Source organism: Nocardioides sp. NPDC000445, from assembly GCF_040300245.1.
Classification (GTDB): domain Bacteria; phylum Actinomycetota; class Actinomycetes; order Propionibacteriales; family Nocardioidaceae; genus Nocardioides.
Genome location: NZ_JBEPDH010000023.1, coordinates 75,467 through 88,130, shown reverse-complemented (window position 1 = coordinate 88,130; position 12,664 = coordinate 75,467). Strand labels below are relative to the sequence as shown.

Here is a 12,664-nt window from a genome sequence, read left to right as displayed (position 1 = left end):
CTGCAGTTGAGGCCTCGGGCAGACCAGGGCATGGTGTTGGCCGTCGGGTCCTAGTCGCTCTCGGACCCGACGGTCTTCCCATGCAGGTGCAGAGATTCCGCGACGAGCTCGACCAGGTGGTCGATCGCGCTCGCCGCCCGTGCCTGCCCGGCAGCCTCGAGTGCGTGCAGGCTGTAGGCGGCCAGTTCCTCGGCCGCTATGTCGGTTCGCGCCTGTCCGCGGTCCTGTGCTTCGCGCACGGCCTTGGTGAACAGGGTCATCACATCCGCGCTGTTGCGCTCGTGCTCCTTGCCACGGTGGACCAGGCCGTGCAGGTCGGCTGTGGCTGATGCTCCCCGGTGGAAACAGATTCCTGCGTAGCCCTGGAGCATCGCGCGCAACCCGGCTCCGGCAGTCGGCGCCTCGCTGCGGACCGCTTCGAGGTGGGAGAGGTGCTGCGCGACGTGCTCGGCATGACCGGCGACGAGCATCTCGTCGATGCCGTGAAAGTACTTGTACAGCGTCGCGCGGCTGATGCCCGTCTGCTCGGCGACGAGGGCCATCGTGATTCCTCGGACACCCCGCTCGCGCGCGAGCGCCCAAGCGGTCTCTAGGATCGCCGTCCGCACGTCATGCCGGTGCTCCTCGACGGTGTCCTTCCAAAGCTTCGGCATGGATCAACGATACGCCTTGTCGCAGAGCAAGACACCATGCACACTTACGTAGACACAATGTCTTACAAACGAGGAGAGTGCGCGATGGCGCCCGGCGACAACCAGACACCGACCGCTTCGGGTGAGCACGAGATGCCCCCAGGCATGCCGTCGTGGGTCAAGCTCCTCCTCGGGGCACTGCTGGCCGTGATCGTGCTCGCCGTGCTGGCAATGATTCTCCTCGGCGGCGAGCATAGGCCGGGACGTCACGGCGGCGGGATGCACTCCGCTCCGGCAGCGGAAGCGGCCATTCGCGGGATCAGCCTGTGACTATCGGCCCCCGCGTACGCCGGCTCCTGCTGGCCCTGCACCTGAGCTGCTCAGTCGGCTGGATCGGCGCAGTATGCGCCTACCTGGCGCTGGCCTTCGCAGTGCCGGCCACGGATGATCCCGCGGTCGTGAGAGCGGCCTGGATCGGCATGGAGCTCGTCGGCTGGTACGCGATCGTGCCGCTTGCGCTCGGGTCGCTTGCCACCGGTGTGCTGATGGGCGCGGCGACGAAGTGGGGCCTGCTACGCCACTACTGGGTGCTCATCTCGCTGGTGAGCACGGTCGTACTCACCGCCGTCCTCATCATGCACATGCCCGACGTCACCGCTCAGGCCGATCGGGCGCGGACGCTGGGGGAGGAGGGGCTGCTCACGATGGGCAGCGACATCCCACACGCCGTCATCGGGCTCCTCATGCTGATCGGCATCCTCGTACTGAATATCTACAAGCCTCGCGGCCTGACGAAGTACGGGTGGCGCAAGGAGCAGGCGGCGCGTTCTCGCGCCGCAACGACGCGTACGTCGACGTCAGCCTGAGGGACCTGGTCAGCCCAGGTTCGCGATCAGATCGCGGCATGCCTGCTCGCACGATCGGCACGCCTCGGCGCAGGCGCGGCAGTGCTCGTGCATGTCGGCGTGGCGCGAGCACTCGTCACCACAGGCCTTGCACGCCGTCGCGCAAGCCTGCAGGAACGTCCTGGTGATGTTGGCGTCGTAGCCGGTGTGGCGCGACAGGATGTTCGCGGTTGCCGAGCATGCGTCGGCGCAGTCCAGGTTGCTCCGGACGCACTTGGTCAGGTCTGCGACGGTGTCTTCGCTCAGGCAGGCATCCGCGCACGCTGTGCAGGCCTGGGCGCATTCGACCAGGCTCTGGATCGTCGCAGCGAGCTTGGCGGTGTCGATGCCGCCTAAGTCCTTGGGGTAGGTCTTCAGCATCTGCTCGACGGTGTGCATGGCACTCCCTCTCGTCAATGGCACTGTTGTCGACGAGCCGGATGGCCCGATGCCCAAGAGGTACCCGCCCGCGGCCTATCCATGAGCGCCACGCACCCAAGAATCACCGAGGTCAGTGTCCAACCAGATCCACCCGGGCGGCCAGGGAATGGCAGTGCAGCCACCCACGACCACCTGGGTCATCTCGGCGATCGACAACGTCGAGGTCAAGGCGACCATCCCAGTTCTGCCGAGCCGGACCCACTCGATGAGCTCATCGATCAGCCAGACCTCTAAAGAGGTGTGGCTGATTCGGTGGGGCGGATCTCGATTCGCTCTTCGAAACGGCCGAGCTTCCACGCGAACAGGCTGATCGTCCAGACCACGACGAAGAGGCCGACCAGGAGGTAGCCGACATACTGCAGGTCGAGCCGCGTCACCCACGACAAGACGGCGAGGTGGAACTGCTCGGCGAGCAGTTGCAGCAGGACGATGCCGCCGATTACCAGGGCGACCAGGACCGACAAGGTCGTGACGGTCAGGTTGTAGTAGACCTTCCGGACCGGGCTGAGGAATGCCCATTTGTAGGCGTGGGCCATGAAGACGCCGTCGGCGGTGTCGAAGAGGGTCATCCCGGCAGCGAACAGGACCGGGAGCACCAAGATGGCATACCACGGCAGCGTGCTGGCCGCGCCGCCGGCGAGGACCAGGAGCGCGACCTGTGTCGCGGTGTCGAACCCGAGGCCCATCAGCAAACCGATCGGGTAGAGGTGGCGAGGCTTGGTCACCCGGCGGGTGGCCCGGTTGAAGAGCCGCGCCATGAGGCCGCGTTGGTGCAGGTGGTGCTCGAGCTTGTCCTCGTCGAAGGTTCCGGCTCGCATGTGCCGGAACACGTGGACGATGCCGAACAGTGCGCTCAGATTGGTCAGCCCGATCACGATCAGGAAGGTCCCGGCGGTAAGAGTGCCCACCAGCCCGAGTGTGGTCTGTAACGTCGAGTCGTCGTTCTGCACCGGGCCGGCGAGCGCACTCACCCCGACCGCGAGCAACAGGGAAAGCCCGAAGACGACACTGGAGTGGCCCAACGAGAACCAGAAACCCACGCCGCTGGCGGGTCTGCCCTCACCCACCAGCTTGCGCGCGGTGTTGTCGATCGCCGCGATGTGGTCGGCGTCGAAGGCATGTCGGACGCCCAGCAGGAACGCCGTGACCCCGAGGCCCACGCCGAACACACCGGAACCGCCGACCCGGTACTCCTGCGGCGCGACCACCGCGATCAGGACGACCCAACCGACGAGGTTCAACACCAGGACCACGCCCGCCATCGCCAGCAGTGCGATCCGGTCACGGCGGCGGGCGGTCATCAACATGGCAGCACCTTATCGCGAATCACTTGCAGCAACATCCTCGTGGCACAGGCTGGACACCGAGGATCGACCGGATGGGCCGCTGGCTCGAGTCAGTGCCCAGCCAAATCGACACGAGCGGGCCACGGGTTGGCGGTGCAGCCGTCCAGTCCCTTGGTTTGTTGCAGCATCACCGGAGCAGGCGCGCCATTGCCCGGGCATCCGACGTGCGGGTAGCCGAGCGCGTGGCCGGTCTCGTGGTTTACCACGTAGCGACGGTAGGCCGTCAGTTTGCTGGCGTAGCTGTCGGCGCCGAAGTGCCATCGCCAGGCGTTGAGTACGACATCGTCGCCGTTGCGGCACGACAGCCTGCCGTCGGTGTCAAGGGGAGCGCAAAGTTCGTCGGCGGTCTCGGGTGTGGCCAGGACGATCCGCAGGTCGGCGTGGCCGTCGACGCGTGCTAGCCGGTGCTCGGCAGCCCAGCCACGGTCGTCAGACAGTGTCTTCTCAATGAATCGAGCGACTTGTTTGGTCGCATACGGCAGCCCCTTTTCAATCTCGACGCGGTATGTCGTCGCGTCCTCCAGCGGGCTGAATGGAGCGGCCGCGACCTCAAACCTCCCGGACCCGCGCTCGGGTATCGCCACCGGCGACGCTGGCGGTTTGTTTGGCCGGGGGACCGGTCCCGCGGCTGCGGCAACTTCGCCGTCGGGAAGCTCCGTGCCCGAGGTCGGCGAAGCCGAAGGCGGGGCGGCAACCGACGAAACTGGGGCGCGTTCACTCTTGTTGGCGGGTTCACCGTCGCGCGCCATCGCGACGAGCGGGAGGGTGATCGCCAGCGCCGTGAGAAGGACGGCGAGACCGGCGTGGCCTGCGGAATCCTCGGCCACGAGCCGGGCGCGCTGCGGTTCCCGGCGTCGGTGAGATGCAGTTCGGTGCTTGCTCATCGTCTCGCCGACCTACAGGACCTGTTCCCAGGTGTCGCCGTTGTCGTCCGAGCGGAACGCCTCGTCCGAGGTGGCGGCGTACCAACCGTGCTCGGTGATCGTGAAGGCCGCCGGCTGGCCACCGATCGATCCAGTCTCCTGCCATGTCTTGCCCGCGTCTTGACTGACCCGAACGACACCGTCGGGCCCGATGCCTGCCAGGTCGCCCTCCGCAGTGGCGTCGAGATAGGCGGTGATGGGGCCTCCGAGCTCGCGGGTCTGTCCCGTGGATGCATCGATGCTGATCAGCTTGCCCTTGCCGGTGGTTGCGAACAGCTGACCGGCTTCCTTGGTGGCGGCGACGCTGATGAGGTCGCCCGAGAGGATCTCCTCGAACCGCTCCTGGTCGACGGTGCGGAGCAGGCGCTTGGTGGTGGCTTCGTACGCGTAGAGGACGTCGCCGGCCGATTCGAGGATGTGGAAGTCGGCCTCACCTTGCAGCGCGAGTGGCGTCCAGGTTTCGCCGGCGTCGGTGGACTCGATCAGCCCCAGGTGTGGAGGCAGGTCCTCGGTCAGGTCGGGGTGTCCGCTGCCGAGAAAGTGGCCGGGACCGACGACGGTGAACGCCATGGTGTCCTGCCATCTGTCGGCGACCCGGGTCGGCTTGCCGCTGTCGGGAACGTGGAAGAGGCCGAAATGGGTTGCCACATACAAGCTGCCATCGGCGGGGTCGATCCCGAGGCCGTGGATGTGGCCGACTGAACTCTCGTCCGCGGTGTTGTCGGTTGCGGCTGGGCTGGACTCCGAGTCGGCGGCGCAGGCAGTTGAAAGGAGGGCCGTTGCCACGGCGACCACCATCGTGAGGCGGGAGGTTCGTTTCATGAGAAGGCTCCGGTCTTGAGAAGATGCCGGGCAGGTGCGGGGCCTGCCCGGCTTGGATGACGGTCAGGACTTGAGTAGTGCCTGCATCGTCTTGATCTCCTCGGTCTGGGCAGTCTCGATGTCCGCGGCCATGGCCTTGGCATCGGGGAACTCGCCGTCGGCCTGCTCGGTCTGAGCCATCTCGATCGCACCCTCGTGGTGCTCGATCATCATCGTGATGAACATCTGGTCGAACTCGGCGCCCGAGGCGTTCTCGAGCTCGGTCATGTCCTCCTCCGACATCATCCCGGTCATCTCATCCGACGACATGTCGCCGTGATCCATGCCGGGCATGCCCTCGTCTGGAACGTCCTCGCCCCAGCTCTCGAGCCAGCCGGTCATGGTCTCGATCTCCGGGCCTTGCGCCGCCTCGATGTCGGCGGCCAGGTCCTTGACCTCTTGGCTCTCGGCCCGGGTCTCGGCGATCTCTGCCATCTCGATGGCTTGCTGGTGGTGCGGAATCATCTGCTGGGCGAACGTGACGTCGGCATCGTTGTGGTCGGTGGAGGTGGCGCTGTTGTCCTCGCTGCCGCACGCAACGAGAGTGACCAGCGCGGCCGCAAGGGTCGCGGCCATCAGGGCCTTACGCATGGGTATTGCTCCATCTGTGTGTGATCTGGGTCTGGGCAGGCGAAAGTCCGAGTCACCCGGATGGGTGCCTCGTGGCTCGGGCCTATCAGCAGCGGATCACGCAGAGTTGCAGCAGATCAGGCGGGTCACGGTCTCGTCCGTAGAGGACCGTGGCCGACCAGGTGGGAACCAGGTGCCTGAGGACCCGGATGCCGCGCCTAGCCATCAGCAGAGCGAAGCCCAAGATCAATCCGGTGAGGATCGCGAGACAGAGACCGAGGATGCTTCCATCTCCCACGCCGCCAGGCACCTCGGAACCTGCCGCGCCGTCGGGCAGAGTGGCCACGGATTCGTTCTTAGCGGCGGCGAGCTCGTGCGGGCCACCGTGGCCGACGGCCACCAGCACGCTCGCGCCCTCGGGGTCGGCGCTCATGGAGTGAGCGCCGGCGTGGGACCCCCAGCCGTGCATCGACATGAGTCCGAACAGCGCGACCGCAGCCGCGGCGAGCGCAAGGCGCGCGCCACCTGTATGCGTTGCCGTCCGGAGGTCCTGCATGGCATCGATACTAGGCATACGCCACGCGTAACGAGAACTCGCTTGGATGAATCCCGACTGGTTCGACATGACACGCCCGAGTTGGTCCGCAACCGCCGATCTACTACGGTCCATAGTAGAAGCGGGATTTCTCCCTCCCTTGGTGGGTGCCCGGCTTCCCCGTTATGGGCACCCACCACTTCATGCCTGTGGCGCGGTCGTGTACGCGATTCGGTGGGACGAGGAGAACAGGTGCGTCCTGGTCGACACAAGCGGATAGATGACAACAGGCAGGGTCGGTCGCAGGCTGACGCTAGAAGACTTATGGTGACCCCGCATCGGCTGGGGCCGATCGACGGTCGGCATCGACACGAACGTCGCGGTGCGATCGGCTGGCGAGGGGCAGTGCCGCAGGTCCTGACTGTCGTTGCGGTCGCGGGCGTTCTGGGCGGCGGTTCTGTAGTTCGAGATTCGGTGGACCCGGCAACATCGACGGAGCCGACGGCCGACAGTTCGGTACCGCCGGCGGCGCTTGATCGGCAGGACAGCGTGAGTAGGTCCGCAGAGCGGCGGCCTTCGGTGGATAGACGGCGCGAACCTCCCACTCCCAGCCCTAGTCGGCCTCCGAAGGGCAAGCCTGAGCGGCCCCGTCATGTCGAAAGGCTCGCGGTCGAGCGTACGGATGAGCGATGGGTGCTCCCGGTCGACTCATATCGCCTCACCGGCACTTTCGGCGAGGGAAGCTCATTGTGGAGCAACACGCATACGGGCCTCGACTTTGCGACGTCATGGGGGTCGAGGATCGTCGCGGTGGCAGGTGGGCGCGTCGTCGAAGCCGGCTGGGCGGGCTCGTACGGCTACCGCACGATCATCGAGCTACCCGATGGGACGGAGATCTGGTACTGCCATCAGGCACGCATCGAGGTCGATCCCGGCGAGCTGGTCGATCGAGGGCAGGCGATCGGTGACGTCGGGAGTACCGGCAACAGCACCGGACCTCACGTGCATATCGAGGTGCGCCCGGACGGCGGGGAACCGATCGATCCGAAGGTCGCGTTCGCAGAACATGGCGTTCGCCCGTAGGGCGGGCCCGACTACTGAACGAGGCGCGGCCTCAGGCCCCTGGGTCGGGATCCAAGGCGAGGCCTCCGCCGATCGCGAGCAGGATCGCCATGGGGTAGCCGACCAGGAGATCCTGCCACCCCATCGAGATCGGAAGCGGTTGGAAGCCGCCGTGCGCAAGCAGGTGCTGGATTGCCACCAGTCCCGCCGACGCGAACAGGGATGTCGACAGCATGCGCCGCCGGGTCCACTTCGACAACTGCCCCTCGGCAGCACTCTTCTTCTGTCCGTGTCGAGTACGTGCCACGTGGTGTTCCTTCTTGAAATCTGAGCCTGGAGACGATCTACTATCGACGATAGTAGATCACCTAGGGAGGCGGCAGGCAGTTGCTACGACGTACTGCACCAGGACGTACCGCACAAGGACGTACTGCACCAGGCGGCGGGACGGCGCCGAACGAACCCGTCGATGACGTGACCGTGCGGATCAGGCGGATGGGCTTGCAGGATCTGCCGGACGTCGTTGCCGCTCATCGCCAGCATTTCCCCAACGGCTTCTTTGCGCGTCTCGGACCGCGGTTCCTGCGCCGCTACTACCGGACGTTCCTCGACGGTCCGCTGGCGGTAGCACTCATCGTCGAGGTGTCAGGAGTGCCATCGGGCTACCTCGTCGGCGTCCTGGATCCCGTCCAGCACCGACGCCTTCTGTTGACCTATCACGGAGTCGCGCTGGCAGCATGTGGGCTGATCGGTCTGATGCGCAGGCCGACGGTACTGACCCGCTTCCTCCTGACGCGGGCACGCCGATACTTGACCACATTGACCCGCTCCCGCGATCGCGCCCTCGAGTCCGTGGATGGGCCCCGACTTGCGGTGCTGTCGAATGTTGTCGTGGCGGAGCACGCCCGCGGCTTCGGACTAGGGACGCTGCTGGTGGACGCCTTCCTGGCTCAGGCGCGCGATGCGGGACGGGATCGCGCATGTCTGGTCACCGTCGCCGGCCCGGACGGCGCCGGCTCGTTCTACACGAAATCAGTCTGGCAGCACACGCGTGATGCAACAGGAGCCGATGGGCAACGCCTCTCCCACTTCGAACGCGATCTGTCGGAGATCGTGTGAGGTCGGTCCAGCGGGTGGCCGCCATACTGGTCCTGCCCTTGGTGCTCTCGGGATGCGCCAGCGCGGAGGACCGCGGCCAGCAGAAAGGGCAAAAGACCACATCTGCGACGGGGTCTGCGAGCCCGTCTGGGAAGCCATCGCCGGTGGACTCCGCCAACCCAGTGATCGAACCGGTTCCCCTACGTCAGTGGCAGGCGATGAAGAGGGCGGGAATGGTTCGACCGGGGTGTCCCATCGTGCGACGCGGTCAACTGCGTTCCGTGCGGGTGGGCTTCGTCGACTTCGAGGGTATGAAGCAGCGAGGTCAGTTGGTGGTCAACCGGGATGTGGCGGCCAGCGTGGCCCGAATCTTCAGTGTTCTGTACGACGCTCGATTTCCGATTCGGAAGATGCGACCAGTGGAGAAGTACGACGGCGACGCGAATGCCAGTCTTGCCGACGACAACACCTCCGCGTACAACTGCCGCACGGCGGACCAGATCAACGCTCCATTTCGGGAGTCTCCTCACGCAAACGGGCGGGCGATCGACATCAACCCGTTCGAGAACCCCTGGAAGGACCTCCGCTGCAAGTGCTGGTTTCCCTCTGATGAGAATCGGGCGCGCAAGGAAGGCCCTGGAGTGATCGTCCGAGGCGGCGTGGTCTGGAAGGCGTTCCGCCAGGAAGGGTGGATCTGGCAAGACATCGACGTCCCCGACTACATGCATTTCGACACGGGCTATCCGTCTAAGCCATTCCGCTCGGACCCCGACGTGGGGTGAGCGGCGCGATCAGCCGATGAGGCAGATGCCCTTCCATGCCATGGCAACTGCGGGCGCCGCTACGAGTGACAGTGGAATGACCACGAGTGTCGCAATGGCGAGCCCCGTGAAGATCGCGATGTGGCCGCGCAAGGTCACGGCGTTGTCGTCTAGCCGGCGCAAGCGCTGCTCGACATCGCTACCACTTGCCGCCATAGCGCCCGTGGGCGATGGGAGGACGGCGAGACGCTCAAGTGCAGAGCGAAGGGACCTGGCGCCGATCTGGCGACGGGCGCAGTCGTCGGCGGACAGCTCGGCGAAGAGGTGGACGTGCCGCATCGCTGCGCGGAATGCGGGAAAGAATGGCGCCAGGGCTCCGAACAACGCGCGACACGTCACCAGCGCGAGGTGGTGTCGCTGTCGCAGGTGGGCTGCCTCGTGGGCGAGAACGGCGTCGATCTCCCGCTGGTCGAGTGTCGCTAGCAGACCGCTTGTGACCACGACCCGGTGCCTCTTGCCGCCTATGCAGAACGCATAGGGTGCTTCGTGCTCCAACACCAGGACTCCGGGGACGATGCCGGAGCGTCCAATCACATCGAGCACCGCTACGCGTGCTCGGCGCTCACGTCGGTCCTGTAGCGAGACACGAAGGGCGCACCACAATATCCGGCCCAACAACACGCCGGCCGTGGCCAACCCGAGGGTCGCAAGAAATGCGCCACCTGGGGAGGAGTAGCCGTGCTTCAGGTTCTCGGCGCACAGATCGAACAGTCGCGCGATGTCACCTCGGGCGTGCTGGAACCCGATCGACAAGGCAACGCCACCGGCAAGCAGGCTCAGCAGAATCGATGAGGCCAGGGCCTGCCACGCCGCGATCGCCAATCGAGGGGCCGAGGTGGTCCAGGTCGACTGGGTGAGCACGGCTGCACCCCACGTGCCTGCGGTCACGGCGAAGACGAGGAGCAGCGCGGCGCTAATCATCCAACGCTCGCTTCAGCCGCTCGACCTCATTGTCTGACATCCGGTCAAGGAACCGCATCAGCGTGATGGAGCTGTCACCACTGTCACTGAGCAGCTCATGCATCAGGTCAGCAGTGTGTTCCGCCCGCCCCTTCGTCGGCTGATAGCGGAAGGCGCGGCCCGCTTTCACCCGCTCCAGAAATCCTTTGCGGTGGAGGTTGTCCATGACGGTCAGCACCGTCGTGTATGCAAGGGGCGGCTCGCGGTCGATGCGCCCCAGCACCTCGCGTACGGTCAAGGCGTCGTCGGAGGACCACAGGTGCTCCATGACGACAGCCTCGAGTTCGCCCAGTGGACGCATGCTCGCCCCTTCCTAATGATCTGTATTCACGTCAGCGAGTCCCACTCGCCATCCACGGCCCGGAAGACCTTTGCGCGGTCACCTGACAGGGTGGCCACCACGAGATCGCCCTTGGAAGTGTAGGTGGCCGCGCTCGTGCCCTCGGGCACATCCAGGGTTGACCAAGTCGTACCCCCGTCATCGCTGGACTCGGCTCCGCCCATTCCGATGATGACGAGTTGTTCGCCTGAACCGTCGACAGCGACCGCCATGGATCCGGGCAGCGACCCTATCGGAGCCCATGTCGCACCACCATTCGTTGTCTTGACGGCACCCGACTTCATCGAGGGGGCGATGGCGACGTCGGGATCTGCAGGGTCAACCCAGATCGTTCCCATCAGATCCTGCCCGGCGCTGGTCGCACGTTGGAAGGACCGGCCGCCGTTATCGGAGACGAGAACGCCGGCCGGTGAGCCGAGGTAGACCCGCTCGTCGGCGGCACCTAGTGCGTGTACATCTGAAACCGGAAGACCGGGGACGGCCGCAAATGCTGAGCCGTCGCTGGAGCGATATAGCCCCGCGTGGCCACCTGCCAGAATCCCGCCGCCCGATTGAGCCCAGCCCATGACGTCTTTGTTGTCGAGGGTGTCGATCTGCGTCCAGCGACCGGTGATGCGGCGGGAACTTGCGCCGCCGTGCCCGCCGACGAACAGCCGATCACCCAGCTCGCCCACCACATGCAGGTCATCACCCACGACCGGACCAGCCATGTCGTCCCCTCCGCCGCGGGTCAGCAGCGTGCCCACGATCATCGTGGCGAGCGCGAGGGCGAGCATTGGAATCATGACGCGGCGGGCTTTCGGAGAAAGCCCCAGCTTGCGGTCGCTGGTGTGGGCGGTCATCGGCGGTACATCCTTCGCTGCTCCAGTTTCGAGATGGCAGGGGCGTCCCATCTAATATCAACTATGAAGGATAGTAGATGCGAGCTGGTGTAGCGGCCCGAACGGGGGCGGGCCGAGCCCCGCTTGTGGCGGTCGTGGTGATCGGCGTGAGCTGCCCCATGCTCGAGCCCAGGAGCCAGGAGGATGTCGCCGCCGTCCTCGGAGGTGGAGCGACTCATCCCTGTCCGCTACCGCGGAGGCCGGATGACGCACCCTCTCCGTTAACCGCCAGGGTTGGGATCCTGATTGTGAAGGTTGCGCCTCTACCGGGCCCGTGGCTATATGCGTCGAGGCGCCCTCCGTGTGCCTCGACGATTGCGCGGCTGATGGTGAGGCCGATCCCGGATCCTTGTTCGTCGCGGCTGCGGGCAGCGTCGCCACGATAGAAGCGCTCGAAGATGTGTGGCAATTGAGCCGGTGGGATTCCGTCTCCGGTGTCGGTGACGGAGACTGTGATCCAGTCCTCCTCGCGCTGGGTGTCGATGGTGACGGTTCCGCCTGCCGGTGTGTGTCGGCGCGCGTTGTCGAGAAGGTTCGTGAGCACCTGGAGGAACCGGGTCCGGTCGACCTCGACCTGTCCTGAGCCGGTCGCCGTCACATCGATCCGGATGTGCTTCTCCTCGAACCGCCCGGCGACCGTGTCCCGTGCGGCCGCGATCAGCTCTGCTGGGATGGCCGGCTCCAGGGTCACCCGCAGGTGGCCCTCCTCGGCTCGGGAGACCGCGTCGAGGTCCGTGGCGAGGCGTGCCAGGCGTGTCACCTGCTCACCCAGGACGCTGCGCGTGGTCTGGTCCCAATGTCTGACGCCGTCGTCCAGGCCTTCTAGGTAGGCCTGCAGGGTCGCGATCGGCGTACGGAGTTCGTGCGCCAGATCGGACAGGAGACGCCGACGGGTGTCCTCGGTGCTGGCAAGTTGAGTGCCGAGGGTGTTGAACGACTCCGCCAGCGCGTCGAGCTCAGGCCCGGCGTCACCGACGGGGACACGGGTCGCATAGCGGCCGGCGGCCACCTCTGCGGCGGCGCGCTGCAGCCGAGTCAACGGTTCCTGGAACCGTCGGCTCAGGAACCAGCTGACCGCCAACGCCAGGGCCGCGGCGGCGACGATGGCGATACCCAGGGAGATGATGCTCGCCGTCTGGAATGCACGTTCGACGTGCTCGAGTTCGGACGGGTCGGGCGCGTGGTCTGCCTGGAGCATGTGCTCATGGAACAGGGGCGGCCCCACAACAGCGGCGATAACTCCGGCGGTAACAATCGCAGCGAGCAGGACCAGCGCCTGCGCCAGGACGAGCCGGGTTCCGATCCGCAAT

17 protein-coding genes are annotated in these 12,664 nt (G+C 65.9%); 5 read left to right on the top strand and 12 right to left on the bottom strand.

The genetic code is table 11. The annotated features are described in order from the left end of the window. Positions 1–50 precede the first annotated feature (50 nt). Positions 51–653, bottom strand: coding sequence for a TetR/AcrR family transcriptional regulator (locus ABT304_RS25950; RefSeq protein WP_350719630.1), 603 nt, complete (start codon positions 651–653; stop codon positions 51–53). Positions 654–710: 57 nt separating this feature from the next. Between ABT304_RS25950 and ABT304_RS25945 the strand changes: the two genes are divergently transcribed. Beyond that, a complete protein-coding gene (locus ABT304_RS25945) occupies positions 711–962 on the top strand; it encodes a hypothetical protein (RefSeq protein ID WP_350719629.1) in 252 nt (83 codons plus the stop codon). Next, on the top strand, positions 959–1,498 hold the full coding sequence (locus ABT304_RS25940) for a DUF2269 domain-containing protein (protein WP_350719627.1): 540 nt from the start codon (positions 959–961) through the stop codon (positions 1,496–1,498). The genes ABT304_RS25945 and ABT304_RS25940 overlap by 4 nt, the downstream gene beginning before the upstream one ends. A gap of 9 nt (positions 1,499–1,507) precedes the next feature. On the opposite strand, the gene ABT304_RS25935 is transcribed toward ABT304_RS25940, so the two are convergent. From ABT304_RS25935 to ABT304_RS25910, 6 genes are all read right to left on the bottom strand, one after another. Further along, complete coding sequence (locus ABT304_RS25935) at positions 1,508–1,915, bottom strand: four-helix bundle copper-binding protein (protein ID WP_141780824.1); 408 nt, start codon at positions 1,913–1,915, stop codon at positions 1,508–1,510. Positions 1,916–2,187: 272 nt separating this feature from the next. Beyond that, on the bottom strand, positions 2,188–3,264 hold the full coding sequence (nicT, locus tag ABT304_RS25930; RefSeq protein ID WP_350719625.1) for a Nickel transporter NicT: 1,077 nt from the start codon (positions 3,262–3,264) through the stop codon (positions 2,188–2,190). An 89-nt stretch (positions 3,265–3,353) separates the two neighbouring features. Next, positions 3,354–4,187, bottom strand: a complete 834-nt coding sequence (locus tag ABT304_RS25925) for a DUF3152 domain-containing protein (RefSeq protein WP_350719623.1) — start codon at positions 4,185–4,187, stop codon at positions 3,354–3,356. Positions 4,188–4,199: 12 nt separating this feature from the next. Next, complete coding sequence (locus tag ABT304_RS25920) at positions 4,200–5,048, bottom strand: F510_1955 family glycosylhydrolase (protein ID WP_350719621.1); 849 nt, start codon at positions 5,046–5,048, stop codon at positions 4,200–4,202. 63 nt (positions 5,049–5,111) lie between these two features. After that, the gene (locus ABT304_RS25915) at positions 5,112–5,678 is read right to left on the bottom strand and encodes a DUF305 domain-containing protein (protein ID WP_350719619.1); all 567 of its coding nucleotides are present in this window, start codon (positions 5,676–5,678) and stop codon (positions 5,112–5,114) included. A gap of 85 nt (positions 5,679–5,763) precedes the next feature. Next, a complete protein-coding gene (locus tag ABT304_RS25910; protein ID WP_350719618.1) occupies positions 5,764–6,213 on the bottom strand; it encodes a DUF6153 family protein in 450 nt (149 codons plus the stop codon). Positions 6,214–6,885: 672 nt separating this feature from the next. Between ABT304_RS25910 and ABT304_RS25905 the strand changes: the two genes are divergently transcribed. Continuing rightward, positions 6,886–7,275, top strand: coding sequence for a M23 family metallopeptidase (locus tag ABT304_RS25905; RefSeq protein WP_350719616.1), 390 nt, complete (start codon positions 6,886–6,888; stop codon positions 7,273–7,275). 31 nt (positions 7,276–7,306) lie between these two features. Here ABT304_RS25905 and ABT304_RS25900 read toward each other — a convergent pair whose 3' ends face one another. Further along, the gene (locus ABT304_RS25900) at positions 7,307–7,561 is read right to left on the bottom strand and encodes a hypothetical protein (protein WP_350719615.1); all 255 of its coding nucleotides are present in this window, start codon (positions 7,559–7,561) and stop codon (positions 7,307–7,309) included. Between the two features lie 188 nt (positions 7,562–7,749). Between ABT304_RS25900 and ABT304_RS25895 the strand changes: the two genes are divergently transcribed. Continuing rightward, positions 7,750–8,373 (top strand): GNAT family N-acetyltransferase, encoded by a 624-nt coding sequence (locus tag ABT304_RS25895; RefSeq protein WP_350719614.1) that lies wholly within the window; start codon positions 7,750–7,752, stop codon positions 8,371–8,373. Positions 8,374–8,633: 260 nt separating this feature from the next. Then, positions 8,634–9,134 carry a M15 family metallopeptidase gene (locus tag ABT304_RS25890; RefSeq protein WP_350719612.1) on the top strand — a complete coding sequence of 167 codons (501 nt, stop codon included), beginning with the start codon at positions 8,634–8,636 and terminating at the stop codon, positions 9,132–9,134. A 9-nt stretch (positions 9,135–9,143) separates the two neighbouring features. Here ABT304_RS25890 and ABT304_RS25885 read toward each other — a convergent pair whose 3' ends face one another. The 4 genes from ABT304_RS25885 to ABT304_RS25870 all read right to left on the bottom strand — a co-directional run bounded on the left by ABT304_RS25885 (position 9,144) and on the right by ABT304_RS25870 (position 12,663). Beyond that, positions 9,144–10,094, bottom strand: coding sequence for a M56 family metallopeptidase (locus tag ABT304_RS25885; RefSeq protein ID WP_350719610.1), 951 nt, complete (start codon positions 10,092–10,094; stop codon positions 9,144–9,146). Then, positions 10,087–10,434: a BlaI/MecI/CopY family transcriptional regulator gene (locus ABT304_RS25880; RefSeq protein ID WP_350719608.1), complete on the bottom strand. Its 348-nt coding sequence runs from the start codon at positions 10,432–10,434 to the stop codon at positions 10,087–10,089. Before ABT304_RS25880 ends, ABT304_RS25885 begins: the two co-directional genes overlap by 8 nt. 26 nt (positions 10,435–10,460) lie before the next feature. Continuing rightward, positions 10,461–11,315 (bottom strand): sialidase family protein, encoded by an 855-nt coding sequence (locus tag ABT304_RS25875; RefSeq protein ID WP_350719606.1) that lies wholly within the window; start codon positions 11,313–11,315, stop codon positions 10,461–10,463. Positions 11,316–11,529: 214 nt separating this feature from the next. Further along, the gene (locus ABT304_RS25870) at positions 11,530–12,663 is read right to left on the bottom strand and encodes a HAMP domain-containing sensor histidine kinase (RefSeq protein ID WP_350719604.1); all 1,134 of its coding nucleotides are present in this window, start codon (positions 12,661–12,663) and stop codon (positions 11,530–11,532) included. Between the last annotated feature and the right edge of the window lies 1 nt (position 12,664).